General features: G+C 41.9%; 17 protein-coding genes. 9 read left to right on the forward strand and 8 right to left on the reverse strand.

All coding sequences use genetic code 11. From position 1 onward, the window contains the following. Positions 1-123: 123 nt before the first annotated feature. Positions 124-969 (reverse strand): LysR family transcriptional regulator, encoded by an 846-nt coding sequence (locus GON05_RS01965; RefSeq protein ID WP_157317573.1) that lies wholly within the window; start codon positions 967-969, stop codon positions 124-126. A 138-nt stretch (positions 970-1,107) separates the two neighbouring features. Here GON05_RS01965 and GON05_RS01970 point away from each other — a divergent pair, with 138 nt between their 5' ends. Next, positions 1,108-2,202, forward strand: a complete 1,095-nt coding sequence (locus tag GON05_RS01970) for a Gfo/Idh/MocA family protein (RefSeq protein WP_157317574.1) — start codon at positions 1,108-1,110, stop codon at positions 2,200-2,202. A 194-nt stretch (positions 2,203-2,396) separates the two neighbouring features. Here the strand turns inward: GON05_RS01970 and GON05_RS01975 are convergent, their stop codons facing one another. Further along, complete coding sequence (locus tag GON05_RS01975; protein ID WP_157317575.1) at positions 2,397-3,443, reverse strand: SDR family oxidoreductase; 1,047 nt, start codon at positions 3,441-3,443, stop codon at positions 2,397-2,399. Positions 3,444-3,558: 115 nt separating this feature from the next. Between GON05_RS01975 and GON05_RS01980 the strand changes: the two genes are divergently transcribed. The 4 genes from GON05_RS01980 to GON05_RS01995 all read left to right on the forward strand — a co-directional run bounded on the left by GON05_RS01980 (position 3,559) and on the right by GON05_RS01995 (position 7,069). Beyond that, a complete protein-coding gene (locus GON05_RS01980) occupies positions 3,559-4,092 on the forward strand; it encodes a TetR/AcrR family transcriptional regulator (RefSeq protein WP_127457920.1) in 534 nt (177 codons plus the stop codon). 613 nt (positions 4,093-4,705) lie between these two features. After that, positions 4,706-5,635: a CopD family protein gene (locus GON05_RS01985; RefSeq protein WP_185157180.1), complete on the forward strand. Its 930-nt coding sequence runs from the start codon at positions 4,706-4,708 to the stop codon at positions 5,633-5,635. Positions 5,636-5,924: 289 nt separating this feature from the next. Further along, positions 5,925-6,431 carry a hypothetical protein gene (locus GON05_RS01990; RefSeq protein ID WP_157317577.1) on the forward strand — a complete coding sequence of 169 codons (507 nt, stop codon included), beginning with the start codon at positions 5,925-5,927 and terminating at the stop codon, positions 6,429-6,431. A gap of 26 nt (positions 6,432-6,457) precedes the next feature. Beyond that, positions 6,458-7,069 carry a PIN domain-containing protein gene (locus GON05_RS01995; RefSeq protein WP_157317578.1) on the forward strand — a complete coding sequence of 204 codons (612 nt, stop codon included), beginning with the start codon at positions 6,458-6,460 and terminating at the stop codon, positions 7,067-7,069. Between the two features lie 68 nt (positions 7,070-7,137). Here GON05_RS01995 and GON05_RS02000 read toward each other — a convergent pair whose 3' ends face one another. The 5 genes from GON05_RS02000 to GON05_RS02020 form a co-directional block, all read right to left on the reverse strand. Then, entirely contained in the window at positions 7,138-8,217 is a 1,080-nt protein-coding gene (locus GON05_RS02000; protein ID WP_157317579.1) for a copper resistance D family protein, read from the reverse strand. After that, a complete protein-coding gene (locus GON05_RS02005) occupies positions 8,218-8,808 on the reverse strand; it encodes a copper resistance CopC family protein (protein ID WP_157317580.1) in 591 nt (196 codons plus the stop codon). A 552-nt stretch (positions 8,809-9,360) separates the two neighbouring features. After that, positions 9,361-10,227: a M56 family metallopeptidase gene (locus GON05_RS02010; protein ID WP_157317581.1), complete on the reverse strand. Its 867-nt coding sequence runs from the start codon at positions 10,225-10,227 to the stop codon at positions 9,361-9,363. Further along, entirely contained in the window at positions 10,205-10,657 is a 453-nt protein-coding gene (locus GON05_RS02015; protein WP_157317582.1) for a BlaI/MecI/CopY family transcriptional regulator, read from the reverse strand. The genes GON05_RS02010 and GON05_RS02015 overlap by 23 nt, the downstream gene beginning before the upstream one ends. A gap of 18 nt (positions 10,658-10,675) precedes the next feature. After that, complete coding sequence (locus GON05_RS02020; protein WP_157317614.1) at positions 10,676-11,041, reverse strand: ArsR/SmtB family transcription factor; 366 nt, start codon at positions 11,039-11,041, stop codon at positions 10,676-10,678. A 189-nt stretch (positions 11,042-11,230) separates the two neighbouring features. On the opposite strand from GON05_RS02020, the gene GON05_RS02025 reads away from it, so the two are divergent. The 4 genes from GON05_RS02025 (at position 11,231) to cydS (ending at position 15,037) form a co-directional block, all read left to right on the forward strand. Then, positions 11,231-12,205 carry a cation diffusion facilitator family transporter gene (locus GON05_RS02025; RefSeq protein ID WP_157317583.1) on the forward strand — a complete coding sequence of 325 codons (975 nt, stop codon included), beginning with the start codon at positions 11,231-11,233 and terminating at the stop codon, positions 12,203-12,205. Positions 12,206-12,556: 351 nt separating this feature from the next. Beyond that, positions 12,557-13,906 carry a cytochrome ubiquinol oxidase subunit I gene (locus GON05_RS02030; protein WP_157317584.1) on the forward strand — a complete coding sequence of 450 codons (1,350 nt, stop codon included), beginning with the start codon at positions 12,557-12,559 and terminating at the stop codon, positions 13,904-13,906. After that, complete coding sequence (locus tag GON05_RS02035) at positions 13,903-14,931, forward strand: cytochrome d ubiquinol oxidase subunit II (RefSeq protein ID WP_157317585.1); 1,029 nt, start codon at positions 13,903-13,905, stop codon at positions 14,929-14,931. The genes GON05_RS02030 and GON05_RS02035 overlap by 4 nt, the downstream gene beginning before the upstream one ends. Positions 14,932-14,935: 4 nt before the next feature. Next, positions 14,936-15,037, forward strand: a complete 102-nt coding sequence (gene cydS / locus GON05_RS40040) for a cytochrome bd oxidase small subunit CydS family protein (RefSeq protein ID WP_397368827.1) — start codon at positions 14,936-14,938, stop codon at positions 15,035-15,037. Between the two features lie 114 nt (positions 15,038-15,151). Here cydS and GON05_RS02040 read toward each other — a convergent pair whose 3' ends face one another. Next, complete coding sequence (locus tag GON05_RS02040) at positions 15,152-19,765, reverse strand: cadherin-like beta sandwich domain-containing protein (protein ID WP_185157181.1); 4,614 nt, start codon at positions 19,763-19,765, stop codon at positions 15,152-15,154. Positions 19,766-19,942 lie beyond the last annotated feature (177 nt).

The following is a 19,942-nucleotide window of genomic DNA, read 5'->3' on the forward strand; positions in this document are numbered from 1 at the left end:
TTCTTAATGGAAACTTGCCCTAATTTGTGATATATTCCGCTACCAAACAATTAATCGAAGAACGCGCGTGATGGACGTTCTCCTTGTCGATGGATCGGTGAAGTGCGGGCTGAGTAACGGCTCTTATAAGCTCTGGCTAATTTTGAAAAACTGCCGTTCTAAAGGCGACAACTCGTAATTTGTTCGAGTAACTAAAAACTTATCAATGTACCGATATTCCTGCGGAAGCTCCATGAAATCTGTAACTCCAAACTCTCTGACATTGGTTTTGGAAATAAGAGCGATGCCCATGCCTAGGCTAGCAAGTCGGAGCAGCGTTTCCAATACACCGACCTCTGATTTAGAAGCCAGATGAATGCCGTGGGCCGAGTAAATGCGCTGCAGAATCGAGGCGTACAAGCAATTTTTGGACAGGATAAGCATGCTTTCGCTTTGCAAACATTGGGCCAGACTTGCTGTAGTCTTGACTCTTTTGCCGACCAGAACCAGTTCTTCACTGCCGATTGGCCAGTAATGGAGCTGCTGCAAGTCCGATTTGCCAAAGGTATAGGCCAGGTCAATATTGCCTTCGATCAACTCTTCCTCCATCTTTTCAGTGGAACCGGTTATGAGCGTAACCGACATGTTGGGGTATTTTTCGTATAAATCGGAAAATGCTTTTGTGATATTTTCGCTGATCACGGATTGCATGATACCTAAACGCAGCTTTAACTCCCGGTGATTCATTTCCTGCTCGGTCTCTTCCCACAGCAGCAGCAGTTTTTTATACTGCCGATACAGCTTTTCTCCCTCAGGTGTCAATTCCATTCCTCGAGTGCTTCGAAAAAACAGTTGCTGCTGGTAATGGTTTTCGATCTTTTTTATTTTTGCTGTCATGTTGGACTGCAAATGATTCATGTTCGAAGCTGCTGCAGATACACTTTTCAGCTCGGCAACGGTAACGAATGCTATCATATTTTCAATATCCATAGTCATCCCTCTATCAAAAAAAATGATATCTCTATCTCAAATATACATTATTCATGATGGGGTTTCTACTCTATATTATGGATATGCGGACGGTTTGCTTCGCCGCTTTTAAGTAGATCCGAACAGGAGGCATACAAGATGAACGGTTCCATTATTAAGACTGGAATTATCGGAGCATCGCTTAATAATCACTGGGCAAGCCAAACGCACGTTCCTGCACTTCAGATGAGCAACAAGCACCGCATAACGGCGGTTGCCACATCCAAAATGGAAAGTGCTTTGGAAAGTGCCGCTGCTTTGGGTGGGGTTCAAGCTTTTACAAACCTAAACGAATTATGCGAAAGCCCGGAGGTGGACCTGGTTGTCGTCAGCATCAAGGTGCCTTTTCATTATGAGGCTGCCAAAGCAGCTATTGGAGCAGGCAAACACATTTACTGCGAATGGCCGCTGACAGTAACTGCGACTCAAGCCGAAGAATTGGCGGTGCTTGCCGATCAAGCCGGCATTCATCATGCCGTCGGTCTTCAGGCCAGACAATCCACTGTCATCCAAGACATCAAGCAGCGGATCGAATACGGTGAGCTTGGCCGGGTTTTGTCCTGCAACATGCGCTTATCGACCACCAGGGGGAGTGTTACGAGCCGTGACAGTTCCTATCTGTTAAAGGAGGAAAACGGCGCAACGCTTCTAGCCATCAATGGCGGACACTCGCTGGATGTGCTTTGCCGCCTGCTTGGGGACTTTAAGGAGCTGTCGGCTATTATGATCTGCAATTACAATGAGGCGGTGGTGTTGGAATCAGGTGAAAAGGTTGCCAAAGACGCAGCCGACCAAATCATGGTTGAGGGGATGTTAAGCAGCGGTGCCTCCGCGTCAGTACATATTCAGAGCGGAACTTATCCCGGATTTCAATTGGATATTTACGGAGAGAAAGGTATGCTTCAATTGAAGCAGCAGCATTCTGTCGGCCATGTACAGTTTGGCAACCTGCAGGTGTACCAAACATTGTATGCTTCTGGCATCCCGGCAGCGCATGACGACAAGCACTTCACGGCATTTCCTGCAGAGGAAGAATCAATGAAGTTTCTTGTTTCGAAGGCGCAAGAGCGTTTTGCCGCGGATATTCTTGGTGGTACTTTTCTTTCGCCCAGCTTCCACGACGCGGCCCGCTTGCATAGGCTGCTGGAGACCATCAAGCTCGCGGCTGCTACAGGCATTAGACAGAAGCTATAAGCTTTGACAGATGGCCATTTCTTACACCTAATTTTTCTACGTCACATGTGATAAAGTTCTGCTTAACCCTCATATCGGCGAATAGTAAAAAGGCACCCGATCGAGGCCCGATCGGGTGCCTTTTGGTGACTCATAAACGCCTCTTAAATGATCACTACTTAATAAATTTCGAGAAGTTTTATTCATTATATTTTTTACGACTTCTTGTGCTCTTTAATGATCTTTATCATGCTCTTTCCTGTAGCAGCTATGGCTTCTTCCGCCGAACGCGGTGTCCATCCAAGTAAACGTTTGGCCTTTTGATTGCTAGTTGACATATCTTGTCCCAGGAGTGTTGCTATCATTCTTAAGTGTGGTTTGAAGATCGAGATCGCACGAACCATAATATTTGGAAGTTCACCTTTTGGCGCGTTTTTAGCGTCTTCGCCCAAATGTTTTCTTAAAATATTCGCAATATCCAACATCGACAACGTCTCTGCGCTAGAGGCGATGAAACGCTCTCCATTTGCTTCGGGACGCAACATGGCCAAAAGATGCAAATCGGCAACATCACGAACATCTACATAATCGGAATAAATTTTAGGGACATACTTTTGATTTCTTTCCAGCATCTGACGAATGCTACTGTTTGAATGAGAATAATCATTGCCTAAGATCGGTCCCATCACGCCAACTGGATTTACCGTTGCCAGTTCTAAACCGTTTCCTTCTTGGCGAATAAATTCCCAGGCCGCCTTTTCGGCAATGGTTTTGGATTTTTGATAGGGATGAATGTTCGCGTCCGTATTCGACCAATCTTTTTCGGTGAAAGGTCCTTTATGATTCTTGTGGCCCACGCCAATCGCTCCGAAAGCGGAGGTTAAAACAACTCGTTTGACTCCCGCATCACGCGCGGCTCTTAGCACGCGCAAAACGCCATCGCGTGCGGGTTGAATCATTTCATTCTCGTCTTTATACACTTTATTGGGCGTCGGGGAAGCAACATGAATGACATATTCCGTTCCTTTAACAGCATCGCCCCAATTATGATCATTAGATAAATCCGCTTGAATAAACGACAGGCCTTCAAAACAGGTAACTCCGCCTGACCTTAGCATATCTCTTACTTCATCTTGTCTACTCATGGTACGAAGCGATGCCCGAACACTATAACCTTGCTCGAGTAATTTCAACATAATATGAACCGCGATAAATCCTGAACCGCCGGTCACAAGAACTAAGGGCTTGTTACTCTCCGCCATCGTGAATGCTCCTCTCATTGACGTTACACTTGTAACAGTTGTACACTATTTTAAAGCTGAATATTCTCTAAAACAAGTGGAAGACAAACATCTGTGACAAAATGGAGGAAGTGTAATGGCAGCGACGGAACACGCCCAAAACATAAAGAAAGACACTAAAGAATGGATTGCTTTTGCGTTGCTCGAGCTTTTAAAGACCAATCGACTGTCAAAACTAACCGTTTCAGAAGTCGTCAAAAAAGCCGGCGTCAGTCGAATGGGATTCTATAGAAATTTTGAAAACCTTGAACAAGTTTTGAAGGAATACTACGAACCTAAATTCGCGGATATATTTAATAAAATCGCCATTCAAAAAAGCCATGAACAGAAAATAGCCGATCTAACGAGCTTTTTTCTTGACCTTTCCAAGGATTTTCACATGGCGATCGAAGGCGATTATATCGGGCTGTTTTATCAAATTTTCAAATCTCACGTTGCTCAGCTTTATGATGAGATTATTCCCTTTCCGGACTGGACGGGAGCTAAACGAAACTACTGGATAGACTTTATGAGTGCAGGCGTTTTTGAAATTTGGGTGATGTGGATTAAAAATGGGCAAAAAGAATCCATCGTAGAAATCTCGACGCTTATTCGGTTATTTCATAAATAAAATTTAGGAGAAACCCATCAATGGTACTCATGTAATCCTTTCACTCCTATAACATACATGTATAATTTTTTATTATTATTTACCAAGTTAATAAATGGAAAGTTGTAATGACCATATCTAAGTACTAATACAATGATCTTTTTTCTATTCATAATTATAAAAGGGAACTTTAAATATTAACTATTTTCATTGCTATTCACTTTGGACGCTTTCTAGGGAGTTTCTTGTCATTGGCATGTTATCCAGGGAGTTTCTTGTCGCTAAAAAAACGACAAGAATATCCTTACAAAAGAAAAAAACCTTGATTTAACAAGGTTTCATTGCAGGTACTTTCATGTCGTTGTACTATAAGTTCAATAAATCGTATTAATTTCATAGGCTCCCAAACATATTAGTACGCTATAATGGATTTAAAAAATAACATTGTACATAGTTTTTTTAAAAGGAGAACATGATTTATATATCTGAGACTTTACTATACCTCTGTTTCTGTATCATTGTCGGAGAGCAAATTTTAAACCTGGTTCCTCCGAATAAGCGGCCAAGAATTGAAGTGCCTAACTGGTTAATTCTTTTATGTATTAGTGGAGTTGCCCTCCTATCCTTTGCTCCAGTGTTTAAGATCATCGATTTTTTCGCAAAGGACTTTGGAGAAAGCTATTGGGTCATAGGTAAAGGTGTTCTTCTTGACTTTAAATTAGGCAACGCATGGCTGTATACCCTCTTCTTCTCCATGGCTTTAATTTTTATTCGGGTACTACGTGGAAACAAAAGAGAACCTCTAGTTGAGGCAATAAGTATTATTTTCACAATTGGTTTAATTGGTGCTTTCGGCTGGGCTAGTCATTGTGCTTCTAACTATGCACTAAAAGGATTTATTACACATAGCTCGCACTTCATAGCTGTCTCGGTTTGGATCGGGGTTTTATTTGTGGTAACTTGGTTCTCGAAAGATAATGAACACTGGAAGGCCTTTTTTAAATGGTTTAGCCCTGTAGCTTTGGTTTGTGTAACAATTACGATTGCAGCAGGACTTATTCTTATGAAATTTATAGTTCCTGAGTATTTAAATTCTTGGATGATAACTTACGGACAAACACTGTTAATTAAACACGTATTCATTATTCCGCTTTTAGTAATAGCTTTTATGAATGGCTTCCTTACGAAACGCAAATTTAATCTTAATCCTAATTATGATCCCAAACCTTGGCTGAGAATTGAGAGCATTTCCGCGATTCTAGTTTTATCCGCTACATCTGTAATGGGACAACAGAATCCTCCTCATGAATTAAGTATTGAAAATACAATTAAGCTGACACAACCATCTAGTTTGTTTACCATGTTCCACCCACTGCCATTTGATTATATCGTTAAAATAGGGGTTAATTTATGGAGTGTAGTACTCCTGCTTTTAGCCACCCTATTAGTTTTTACAATGCTCTTCCTATTTATTAAAAGGCAAAGAACTTCGCTCCCTGTTATCTCTCTGGGCACAATTCTTGCGGCAGTAACATACGTAGCCGTGATGGTAAGTGTTAAATAAAGTGCCTGCTATTTACTACAATTTCAACGTAAAATCATTGACTTCAGGTCCTGTACCTGAAGTTTTTTCTTTTTCTTTCGAACTTTCACAGCAATGTAAATCTATTCGCTAATCTGATATATACATTATTCTCATTGTTTTTAAGTTGAGCGAAAAATTTATTTAAGATATTGCGTATATTTTAGTTGAAATTGCATAGACTGTTTTAAAACAAGTTCGAAAGGTTCCATTTATTCCTTTAGTTCTGGGAAAATTTATGATACGATGTAGGTGATGGAGGATGATTAATATGCCAAATGTTCTTAACCAGGTTACGCTGCCGGACAGCACAGAGCGGATACTTGATACCGAATCGAGGATAAGTCTGGCCAAAATTCTTATGCTTAGAAGAGCTCTGATCGCTGAACAAATGAGAGTGGTAGAGGTTGAAAAGCTCACTGATAACGACGTAAGGGCAGTAGAAGAGATAGTTAACACGCTTCAACTTGATTACCCTAACTTGATGGAAGAAGAACTTGAAGCCCCTGAATACCTGTCTGTTCGTGATGTTTCGAAACTAACTGGTCTCGTACCTCAAGTTGTACGACGCCATTGCGCAAGCGGCACCTATAAAAGTCACCAAGTTGCTGGTGAAAACAGCTCGTGGAGAATTGAGTCAGACCAGTTCAAAACATTTCCTAACTGGAAAAAATTTCTACAAGAGCGAGAAGAGGAATTTGGAAGTTCTCAGCGTGTAGCCAAGCTGGCACTGAAACTTTGGTCCGATAAAGGTCCGATAGAAGAAACAACAGAATAGAAAGAGAAAAGGAAATAGTTAATCCCATGTCACCTCCCGAAACTATCATCTACCATCCAGATACAAATTTGTTCTGTTACCTCATAAATGATGCTAAAGACCAACAAGACTATCGGAAAAGCGCTACTGAGTTTTGGGAAAAAGTATTGTTAGAAGCAACTCAGAAAACAGCCAAAATAGTTATTAGTAAAGAGGTTGAGCGAGAACTTCGCGTCCAAATGCAGACTTTGAAAGAAAAGAAACGGAAAATTATTGAGGAGATTCTAGAAACGAATTCCAACAGAATAGACCAATCTTTCTCTATGGATTTAGAGACCGAATTAAGAATTTTCTCAAATTTTATCCGAAGCGAGCCTATTCGCCCTCTTCTAAATATTCCTGGGTATAAATTCAAAGACTATCCAAAAGTTTCCGATATACGCATTTTAGTTGATGCACTCATGAATGAGGCTGTTCTTGCGACTGGTAACATTAAGGATTTCATCATGTATCCATTGTTCCTTGATGAGCCGGAGGACAAACTTTACGACATTATCAACAAAAAGTTCGTGAATTTGCCGCCTGAATTTGTGAAGGCAGTAAAAAAGGATACAAAACTTCATTCCATTATAGATAAACTTGGACGGCTACAACGCTAAAAATTAAAGAACCCCTGGGAATTTCTCCTTGGGGTTCTTTTGATCAGCGCACAGCGAATGCCCTTCTATCATACAGCAAACATTAAAGCCATATATCCACAAATAACAAAAAGCAGTGCTGAGACTAAAGCCCACTTTGGATTTTTATTTCTCCATCCCCAAAACAGCCCGGCAGTTAATAAAATTATTGCAATAGCGACAAGACATATACTAACTAAGTTCGGGACGATTTGTAGTTCTATCCCTTGTTTTAAGCTGTAACCAGTTACAGACATAAACAAGGATGAAGGCGGTTCCTCATCAAGTAACTCCTTTAGATCATCATGAGGAGGTGCTTGCTGTCCCATAAATGCTGTTACCGCTAACAAGAAGATAACAACAATACTCTCTACCTTTAGCCAAGACAATGTTCCGGCAGTTCCTTTGCGCATTAAGAATCCATTGATAAAACCTAACACAATTATTGGGACTATCAATAAGTGTTTGATCAACATTGCTTGACCATACGAAGTTATCCAGGAGCTTACATACTGTGGCGAGAGTTTGCTCATTAATAGTAGACCAGCCACAATTGTAACGAGTACACAAACGATGGCCATCGGTGTAAACCACTTCAAGAATGTTTTCCAATTACGAATTTCGGTCGTAAACCATCCGATTACGATCATCACACCAATCCAAACCATTGCAGCGATAAAATGAGCCGCATGAGAAACAAAACCAGTCCAACCATAAATAGAAGCTGAGTGACTGGCGTATCCGAAAGTGATTAACAAAATACCTGTTAATACGGGTATTACGCCCCACTTATATCTTATAAATTTAGAATCTTGCTTTAGGCCAAGACAATAAATGATTGCCATTGCAACAATGACGGTAATGAACCAAGCCTTGCCTACATTATAATCCCCCAGAACTGTGAAAGTGAGATAAGAGAGTTCGTAATTTAGAGCCGTTTTATAAAAGATTATGAGCTTTATGATTTGAAGGGATGACAACACAACAATCCCCACTAAAATCCAAGTTAGCACGTTCTCTGATATGTAATATTTCGGCTTTCTATTCTCTGGAACAAGAGCAAGTATACTTGCTCCTGTTAGCATAGCAAAGCAGATGTAGAGCAGAGCTTCTGAAAAAATGTAAATCAATTACTTTTTCCTCCTAGTAACCGACAGAACTACAAGTGCAATCAGGATTACCCCTACTGCAATCCAGATCCAGTAGTTATTTGAAGTAGCTGCTTTAGACTCTGATACCTTGACTGGGATTGGCGTGCTTGAAGGCGATGTTGAAGGCTCGACTGTCGCAGAGGCTGCGGGAGTAACTGTTACCTCAGGCTGAGGTTGTTTATCCGCCGCATTTTTTACAGTAAAAGTATACTTACCTTGAATGGGGTGGCCATCCTCACCAACAATTGTCCATTGTACCTCATAGCTGCCGTTAGACAGCGGTTGACTCAACTTCCCTGTCATTAGTTTCTCTTTAAGCGTAACATTCGCCTTAATCTCTTGTTTATGGCTATCAAACAATTTAAATGTACTTAAGTTCTCAAGTTTACCTTCAAATGTTAAAGTAATTTCTTGCAGAGGCTCGGTAATTTCTGCTCCTGCTTTAGGAGTGGAACTTTCTAACCCCGTATGAGCAAATGCAGGTTTAGTAAAAAATATCGTTAGACAGAGCAACAATCCTACAGTTATGATTGGTAGTTTAGAAAACACCTTATTTTCAGCGATTACCATATATACCCTCCAAATGCTTTATTATGAGATTATAAAATAAATGACCAGGATAACCATAGAAATTAGTGTTCCTAACATTCCACCCAAAAGCCATGATTCTTTCCCTTTCAGAAAGATAGAAATTAATACATGCAAGGAAAACGGCACGACGTATGCATAGACTCTTTGAATCGTAGAAAATCCAATTATCCTATCTAAAGTAAAAATAACGAGCAGTAGTCCGAGAATAATCATGGCACTGTTCCTTATTTTTCTCCAATCTAATATCCCATGGAAATGAAAAAGCATTTGTATTCCCCTTACACTGGTTATTAATGATCCTGAATATTTTCGGTTTGAACATCAATTTCCTCATGCCACTCTACGGCTGCTCATCTCCATTAGTCACATCTCAATATTTCAAAAAAAACTACGATTCATAGTTTTAACTGTATGATACCCAGATACCCCTGTCAACACGATAAATGAATATGTGCTAATATGTTCACTTTTAGTGAATGAAAAGAGATTTAAGTTGCCTGTAAACAAAAAAACGTGGATGATCTCCACGTTTTAGATACAACTATATATGACGATAGATGTGAAAACTACTCCAACCACTATCGATGACCAGAAAGCTCTTTTTGAAAAATATACAACATGAAGATTCTCTTGAAGATCTAATAGTTGCTTTAAACGATAATTTATTGCAGTAGTCGCAAAATCAGCTGTTACAACTAAATTTCTTGTTCCACGACTCGCTGAATGATTAATCATTTTCAAAATTGCTGAGGCAAGATATGTTTTATTCCTCATAAGCTCTATGGCATATCGATCTGCCAGAAGCTCTATCCATATGGAGTAATAAAAAGATAATCCCTTTAATATTGGGAAATATCTCATTACTTGAGCTAAACGCCTCAAAACCCATTTCTTAAAGGGATGTCCGTTGAGACAATGATAAGCTTCATGAGCAAGAACAGCCTTTGTTTCATTTTCTGATAATGATTCGATAAGCCTGGTTGAAATAACGATCTGCTGCTTCAAAATGCCAGAAGTTAGAGCAAATGGTTCCCTATCGACAACCACCTGAATTGGATAGCCTAAATCGCCATACTTATGGTTAAATTGTATAGTCAGTGCTTTTTCTGTTTGATGCTTGATAAAATTATTCCATTTGTAATGCTTATACAAATCCTTTATTACAACAAACAAAAGTGTGATAAAGGTATATAAGAAAACTACTGTTAACAAAGACTCCCCAACAGAGTGTCTAAAACGAAAGTCATGCCAAAAGTTTATCAAGATATGTGTTACATTAGGTATCCAAGTAATATCCTTAAGTTGATGACATAGTGACCAAATCAATAAAACAAACAAGGCTGATGTAATCACTGAAAATAATACAAATGCAAGATTAGCTTGATTTATTTTCTTCATCACTATTCCTCATTTTTGCCTCTTGGAGCATATGCTCTACTTTCTTCAATAAATGCGGATCTATTTCTTCCATAACATCAATCATGTGTGCAACAACTACTTCCCCAAAATCTTTAATAAGCCCCTCTGTAACATTTCTGGTTTGCTCCAAAATAAAATCTTCTCTGGTAGTAACAACCTTAAATTGAGCAAGCTTATTTCGCCCTCGACCTGAGGCCATCTTAACCAAGAGCCCTTTTTCGGATAATCTATTTAATACCGTCATGATTGTGGTCACAGAGTAGTCATGTTCTGACTTCAAACTTTCACGAAGCTGCTGCACATTTAACCAGTCTCCCGAATCCCACATTAACTCCATAATCAAAGTTTCCAGGGATCCCAGAAAACGACTAACTCCCTCTTCTTGCATGCGATACCCTATTTTTTTCATTTAACTCGTTATTCCCCTTTAGTTGTGTTTCACGTGCTGAAGCATCTGCACAAAAATTTGCTCAATATGTTCATCATCCAAGGAATAATAAACGGTCTTTCCAACTTTACGGCGTTTAACAATTCTAAGATTTCGTAGATATCTGAGTTGATGTGATACCGCGGACTGGCCCATTCCTAGAATTTGTACAATATCGTGAACACATAACTCTTTATTCAATAGGGTATGAATGATTTTCAATCTGGTCGGATCCCCGAGGGCTTTGAATACTTCAGCTAACCCGTTAACAGTTTGATCATTTATTAATTGATCCTTTAAGACATCAATATTTGAAGTTCCATTACAAGTGTCATCACATTGATCTTGTACGGTTTTAGGCAACATATCTTCCATAAACATTCTCACTTTCTGATGATAAAACTTACGATTTACATTCATTATAACAGAAATCCTATGTATATTGTGAAATTGGAAATACTACTGACCAAGATCTCTCCATATTATTGCCATTTCATTTTTTTTCAAATATAATAACATATGAATACTTGATCATATGTTGTAGGAGGGGTTTAGATGCATAATCACAGTCACACACATCATGAACAGGGACATAACCATTCTGATCATGAACACAGCCATCATGACCACAATCATGGGCATGGACTTGGGCATAGTCATGCACCCAATAATAAAAAAGGATTAGCCATTGCTCTCATTATTACAAGCGGTATCATGTTCGTGGAGTTTTTTGGAGGCTTAATTACAAATAGCTTAGCTCTTCTTTCGGACTCAGGCCATATGTTGAGTGATGCCGTATCCTTGGCATTAAGCTTAGTGGCTATGTGGTTCGCAAACCGGCCAGCTTCTCCGCGGAAATCGTTCGGTTACTACAGGTTTGAAATTTTAGCCGCGTTGTTCAATGGATTAGCCTTATTCATCATAGCTGCTTTTATTATAAAAGAAGCTATAGCGCGGTTCTTTGATCCACCTACTGTTTCCAGTGGATCTATGATATTAATTGCCTTAGTCGGACTCCTAGCCAATCTGTTGAGCGTTTGGGCATTGATGAGACAAAGTGATGTGAAGGACAACATCAATGTTCGGAGCGCTTATTTACACGTAATTGGAGATGCCCTAGGCTCAGTTGGTGCTATTCTTGCAGGACTATTAATGCTTTTCTTCGGCTGGTACATTGCCGATCCTATTATCAGTGTAATCGTCTCTCTTCTTATCCTAAAAAGCGCATGGGGAGTTATTCGCACCGCCATACACATACTAATGGAGGGCACACCGGTAACAATTGATACCGATCTAGTTAAAAAGACACTAGAGAGCATTGACGGAGTTATTAACGTTCACGATATGCATGTATGGACAATTACATCAGGTCTTGACTCTCTGAGTTGCCATATTCTAATTGATGATTCAAAAGATAGTCAGATTATTCTACAGTCAGCCATTCATGAAATAGAAAAGAAATTTAAAATACAGCATACAACTTTTCAAATTGAAACTTCGAATATACAACATGCGGAATGCAAAATTTAAAATAATAAAGAACCGAGTCGTTGTTTATTAAGTAACAACGACTCGGTTCTTTTCGTATATTTTCAGGATTTCATATATCAATTTGTTCTTATAACGTTCAATTTTCCGTTAGTAAAGTTGTAAAACTTTGTTCAATTCGTATTCACAGATTATGTGAAAATAATCACATACAATGGAGTACACTATTTCCATAACCAAATAAAATTTACCAGAGGGTGATACAACTTGGACCCATTTCGAAAGCATGAAAAGCGATTAATGTACCTCATGTTCAGTGTTGCTTTTGTCATGTTGGTTTCATTTATTCGCAAACTTTTTTAACCTAGATAAACGAAAAGGAGATGATTTCACATGCCTACCTACGATTCCGTGTTTTATAGCCGGTTACTAACAGAGACCACATTGGCGTTTCACATCATTTTCGCCACAATCGGCGTTGGTGTTCCCGTCATGATCATGTTGGCTGAGCTCGCTGGCATTAAACACAAAGACCCCTACTACACATTATTAGCACGAAGATGGGCCCGTGGTTTCGTTATCACCGTTGCTATTGGCGTGGTTACCGGTACAGCAATTGGCCTTCAACTCAGTTTATTGTGGCCTACCTTTATGCAAATTGCCGGACAGGCCATTGCGCTTCCATTATTTCTAGAAACGTTTGCTTTTTTCATTGAAGCTATATTCCTAGGTATTTACTTATATACATGGGAACGATTAAAACCAATGCATCATCTCCTTCTACTCGTGCCTGTTGTCATCGGCTCCTCCGCTTCAGCTTTTTTTATAACTACTGTAAATGCATTTATGAATACTCCTCAAGGATTTTCACTGAAAGACGGCTTAATTACGAATGTACAACCGATATTGGCTATGTTTAACCCTTCTATGCCAACCAAAGTAGCGCATGTGCTCTCCTCTGCTTATATGACAAGCGCATTTATCTTGGCAGCTATCGCAGCCTACTCTCTTCTCAAGAAAAAAGATGACGTCTTATATGCTAAAAAGGCATTAAAATTGACTGTCACCGCCGGCCTTGTATTTGCTGTGACTACAGCACTTATTGGTGATTTATCCGCAAAGTTCCTAGCTCAAAATCAGCCTGAAAAACTTGCTGCAGCGGAGTGGCATTTCGAAACCACGGCCAATGCGCCGCTTGTACTAGGTGGTATTTTGACTGATAGGAATGAAATTAAATATGCTTTAAAAATTCCATACGCGCTTAGCATTTTAGCAGGAGGTAATCCTGGATCTGAAGTAAAGGGGCTTAATGAGATCCCCCCTGATCTTCGTCCTCCTCTATACGTTCATTACTTTTTCGATGCTATGGTAGGTATAGGTATGTTCGTGATTGTTGTTGCTATTCTTCATTTGTGGTACACAAGAAAACGATCCGTTAAACCTTATCCTAAATGGCTATTAGCGATTATAGTTGCTTGCGGGCCTCTTTCTATGCTTGGTATTCAATGTGGATGGTTTTACGCTGAAGTTGGTCGTCAACCATGGATTTTACGTGGGTATTTAAAAGTTGCAGATGCGGCAACTACCTCTCAAGACGTGGATTTGATGCTATTGCTATTTTGTTTCCTTTATATCGTACTAGCACTCACCGCAGTCAAAGTGTTATCCAAACTCTTTAGAAAAAGCGATGTCGCAGACGAATTAATGGCTCTTGGCATTTTCGGAGGGAGGACAAAGAAATGAGTCTTGAAGTAATAGGAATTACGGTTTTATGGATTTTTTTATACGGGTATTTAATCGTGGCATCCATTGACTTCGGTGCAGGTTTCTTCAGTTATTATTCTGTCATTACAATGAAACAGCATATCATTCATAAAATTATTGAGCGTTATCTTTCTCCAGTCTGGGAGGTAACGAATGTCTTTTTGGTTTTTTTCTACATCGGAATGGTCGGATTCTTCCCGGAAACAGCACGTTATTATGGTACCGCGCTTCTCGTTCCAGGCAGTATAGCCATCATATTGCTTGCCATTCGAGGAGCCTACTATGCCTTCAGCAACTACGGTTCGAAGGATAACAAATGGTATATGCTCATCTATGGAGCAACTGGCTTGCTCATCCCTGCAACCCTCTCTACGGTACTTACTATTTCAGAAGGTGGCATCATTAGTGAGCAAAATGGATTGATCCTGCTTAATTGGCAAAGGCTGCTCGGCAGTCCCTATACCTGGTCCGTCATTTTACTGTCGTTGGTCAGTGTTCTTTACATTTCTTCCATGTTTCTTTCGTATTATGCATACAGAGCAGAAGATAGGCCCGCATTTAAAATCTTACGTGGGTACGCCCTTTTTTGGAGTGGGCCAACGATTCTTGCAAGTTTTCTTGTTTTTTTCACGATCAATCAACAAAACCCGGAGCATTTTAGCAACATGCTTTCCCATGGCTGGATGTTTGGAACATCGTTCCTATGTTTCTTGATTGCAGTCTTTCTCCTTTGGAAGCAACGGAAGTTGGGTACTTCATTCATATTTGTGCTGCTGCAATTTGCTTTTGCCTTTTTTGGTTATGGTAAAGCCCATTTACCGTATATTTTATTTCCCTACATCACCATCCATGAAAATTTCACAAATCAAACGATGGGGACTGCACTGGTTATCGCCTTTATCGCTGGAATCGTTATTCTAGTCCCATCACTCTTTTTACTCATGCGTCTATTTCTATTTGATGCCGATTATGTACAAGGCAAATTAATAAAGAAAGGAAGTTAAACTTATGGAAAACTTTCTAATTCAGTACGCTGCGCCGGTTATTGTACTGTTTTCGCTCGTATTTATGCTTTTTTGGGTTACGAGAAGCAGTGATGTAATTGAATGACATGCCAGAAAATAGAGTTTTAGTCTGCCGCTTATATATCTTCATTTCTAGCTCTCATAAAATTAAACCCCGGTCACCTTGATGACCGGGGGAATAATCATTTTCTTGATTCCTTTACTCAACCTTTTGCGCCAACTTTAATAGCACCGTTACTGACTCTGCTCGTGTCGTTTTATCACCCGGAGCAAATGTATTCGAGCCTTTACCTTCGATCATACTCAGCTTTTTCATGGCTCCAACTGCACCTTTCGCCCAGTCTGGAATGTCTTTGTCGTCCGCAAAACCTGTTGCTGTTGCAGCTTCAACGGATTGTCCCAGCGCTTTGGCGATCATCACGGCCATCTCCGAACGTGAGATTTCGGCATCTGGTCGGAATGTGCTATCTTCATAGCCTGTAATGATGCCTGCTTGTACCGCTTGCGCAACCGATTTCTGCGCCCATGTTCCGATCTTTCCTTTATCCGTAAACGTCAGTTCGGCTCCATTTCCTTGCGGCTTGAGCGTATTCATTAGCATAACCGCAAATTCCGCGCGTGTTACGGTTTTATTAGGCTTAAACGTACCATCAGGATAGCCGTTAACAATCCCAAGGTTTACCGCTTGCTTGATACTCGCCTCAGCCCAATGTCCAGATATATCGCTGAAATGAATGGATGGTATGATGTCTGTTGGAGGTACAGTCGCGCCTTGACCCACAGCAAAAACGGCATATTTGGTAAAATGATTAACCTCTACGGTAATCTTGCCCTCGTTAATCTTACCGCCGGGAACCTTCACCCATTCCTTTTTCGCTTCATCAAAATAAAATACGGATACGGTTTGGTCACCGCTCAATTTGGACTTATCAAATACAAACGTCAGTGTGATTGGTTTAATAAAGTTCTCTGAGAAGTTCTTTACGATCTCAAAAACCGGGCTAGCAAGAGCCTTTTGGTTGGTTAGAAGTGCTTGCGCTTCTAATACTTTGGTAATTGTTACTTTGAGTTCCCGACTCGTAGCGCCTGCCGGAATCGAGACTGTAACCTCTTGATTCAAACTAACCTCGCCCTTATCGCCTGCTGGGAGCGTTAGTTTACCATCCGTGTAGGTACCTGTTGAAGATGATCCTGATGATCCTGATCCACCTGACCCTCCTGATGGCCCACCACCTCCACCAGCGTTTGCACGAGTTATTGTAACCGTGTAGGTTTTCGTTGTGCCATCCTGTGCTGTCACTACCAAGGTGATCGTGTTACTTCCAACAATCAAAGGAATGACATCACTTGTCCCGCCACTTGCAACCGCAGTTCCGTTCACAGCTACCCTTGCATGGCTCTCCGATACGGTTGGCGTTACGGTCGTGCTGGAAACCTCATTCGCCACATTGGCTGTGTACGCTGTCGTTCCGGAGGCGAACGCTGGAATTAGGTTAACGCCTGACAAAGTTAATCCACTCAGATCGGCGTAGTTGGATAGCCTCTCTGCACGCGTTATCGTAACCGTGTAGGTTTTCGTTGTGTCATCCTGTGCTGTCACTACCAAGGTAATCGTGTTACTTCCAACATTCAAAGGAATGACATCACTTGTCCCGCCACTTGCAACCGATGTTCCGTTCACAGTTACCCTTCCTTGGCTCTCCGATACGGTTGGCGTTACGGTCGTGCTGGAAACTTCATTCGCCACATTAGCTGTATACGTCGTGGTCCCAGAGACGAACGCCGGAGTTAGCCCAATGCCCGACAGTGCTAATTCGCTTAGCTCGGCGTTGTTACTTAAACGGTTAACCGTTAAGTTATACGTGTTTTGTGTTTGATCCTCGGAGATCACCACGATACGAATCCCATTAGCCCCTACCGTCAGGTTCGATGCCTGGTAAGTATAAACATTGCCCGTTGCCGTCATGTACACAGCACCCGTAACTGCAAGCGTTTGACTCACTTCCGCTTTGGTTGCTGCCACATGGAGACTTGTAATCGCGTTCGGGACATCTACCGAATACGTACCCTGCAACGATGAAAATGTCAATGCGCCTTGATCAACGGTTAAGTTAGCGAGCAGCGCGTTATTGTTTAAGGGTGCAGTTGCTGGAAAAACAGCGGTTACGACGCCCGTGTCGACATCCGTGGTTACAGAGGTTGCTCCGGCTACTGTAAAGAAGTTGTCACCAATCCCTATTAAGGTGTACCCCTCATTAGGTGTGATTGTTATGCTGGCTGTGTAGCTGGTATTTGGAGCGAATACGGCGTCAGACGGCGACCATGCTACCGTTGCTGTATATTCACTTGTTGCTGGGATGGCGGATACCGGCACTGCTCCCGTAACTGGCGGTGTTATTCCAGCTATTGCTGCAGTTCCTATCGGTATTTCCGTTGCTGAAAAAGCTACCGTAAACGTCACGGTGTTGCCTACGCCCGTACCCGTTGTAATTGTAGATCCTACCTCAGATGCTTCATCTACTGTCGGGGTGAATGCAACGGCTTGGAATTCCTTTGCATTCTTGGATGTTAGTTCAACCGTTGCCGTATAGCTTTGGCCCCTCTTAAATTTGCCGTCCGTTGTTAAAGGTTCATTCCAAGTTACATGTGTGACTGTGTAATCAACATTGGCTGTTGCTTCCTCTATCGCAGTTGCATCCTGCGGAGTTGCGTCGAACACTGGCGCCTCGATGTTTACTGCTGCTGCTGTCATGACCCACTTCGCATACAGCACATGATCAGAAGTAATGGCGGTTGTCGCAACATCAAAGGGAGCTCCGCTAAATTGACTTGAGCTGTACCACCCCTCGAACGAGTAACCCGTTCTCGTCGGTACAGTTGGCTCTGTGGCAAGATCATTATGGATTACAATTTGATCCCCCGCTGTCCACCACGCATCGTTGGTAACGAAGTTTACTGTATACGCATGTGATTGTTTTCTTATGAAATTACTAGTATCCGGTACATACAACGTACCGTCACTGCCTACTGCGATACCATTAGGATAGTAGAATCCTCCTGAATTAGTGATGTCCTTCCAGGAACTGCCTCCACTCAATAGCTTTTTAACTTGGCGGTTATCTTCAGAATCTACCACGTATACGGTACCGTTACTACCTGCGGCGATACCCGTTGGAAAGGAAAAGGTTCCCGATTTGGTGATATCCTCCCAGTCACTCGCTCCGTTGGGCAGTTTTTTTATTTGGCTATGATACGTATCCGCCACATACACTGTGTCGTCATTGTCTACAGCTATACCCGCTGGATATTGAAAGTCCCCTGCAAAGGTAATGTCCGCCCAGGTGCTCCCTCCACTTGGAAGTTTTTTAATTTGGTTATGCATCGTATCCGCCACATACAACGTGCCATAACGATCTACGGCTATCCCCCCCGGAAAGTTGAATCCCCCTGAAAGGGTGATGTCTTCCCAGGCACTCGCTCCGCTCGGCAGTTTCTTAATTTGACCAATGCCAGCATCTGCGACATAGACCGCACCGTCGCTGCCTACGGCTATACCGCTTGGGGAGTAAAACGTCTGCGAATTGGTAATGTCCTCCCAGGCCGAGGTGCTGCCGGTGTTCGATAATTTTTTGATTTTGCGATTAGTTCTGTCCGTCACATACACTGTGCCGTCACTGCCTACCGCGACGCCACTAGGATTATTAAAGTCTCCCGATTTGGTGATATCTACCCAAATGCTTGTATCCCACTTTGCATATAGCGTGATGTTCGCTGTAATTGCTGTTGTTGCAAAGTTAAAGGGTTGCGTCAGCGCGCTGTCACTATACCACCCTTCCAACGTGCTGTATGCCTTGCTCGCAGCCGGTTCTGCTGCATAACCGTCTTTGGCTACGGGCTGAGCGTTAATGCTTGTCCCTCCCCTGCTGTCAAAGCTTACAAGGTAGCCGGAGGACCATTTTTTAATTTTGTAATTACGCGAATCCACCGCATACAACGTGCCGTCACTGCCTGCTGCTAGACTAGCCGGGGTGTTAAATGCTCCTGAACCTGTGATATCCTCCCAGACGCTTCCTCCACTCGGCAGTTTTTTAATTTGCCCAGTCGTACCATCCGACACATAAATCGTGCCGTCACTGTCTACGGCTATACCATCAGGATTATCGAACCCTCCTGAATGGGTGATGTCTTCCCAGGTGCTGCTTCCGCTCACCAGTTTTCTAATTTGATGATAATAGCGATCCGTCACATACAACGTGCCGTCACTGCCTAGGGCCATGCCTACCGGACTCCCTGAATAGGTGACGTCCTCCCAGGCGCTGCCTCCGCTCGTCCGTTTTTTAATTTGGTTATAGCCAGGGTCCGCAACATAAACTGTGCCGTCACTGCCCACTGCGATGCCCGTCGGAATGTTGAATTCGTATTGTTGTTCATTGGGGATGTCCTGCCAGGCGCTGCCACCGCTAGAAAGCTTCTTAATTTTTTTATTCCTGCCATCCGAGACATACACCGTACCATTACTGTCCACCGCGATACCGTTAGGATTGTCGAATCCTCCTGCATTGGTGATATCCTGCCAAGCGTTGCCTCCACTAGGCATTTTTTTAATTCTATTACTATCCCTATCCGTTACATACAACGTGCCATCACCACCCAAGGCCACACCATATGGATTCCAAAATCCCCCTGATTTCGTGACGTCCGTCCACACCTTGGTTTCAGGTGTAGCATAGGCAACACTTCCTCCCAGAACGATCTGCATCACCGGAAGGACAAGTAGCATGAAACTCATCAGCATGGCTGCTACTCTCTTCATGGTATTTACGTTATTCATCTTCTTCGGCACCTCTCCTTTTTATTTTTCTAGCCCCTTAGATACTCTGCAAGCACGACTGAGTGATTCGACCGAACCCGCATCTACTGGCTATTCTTGTCGAATAATGCATACTTTTGTCCTAATTCTATGACTTTCGGCCCAATAAAAAAATCCCCC

It is taken from the genome of Paenibacillus anseongensis, from assembly GCF_009757995.1.
GTDB lineage: Bacteria > Bacillota > Bacilli > Paenibacillales > NBRC-103111 > Paenibacillus_E > Paenibacillus_E chondroitinus.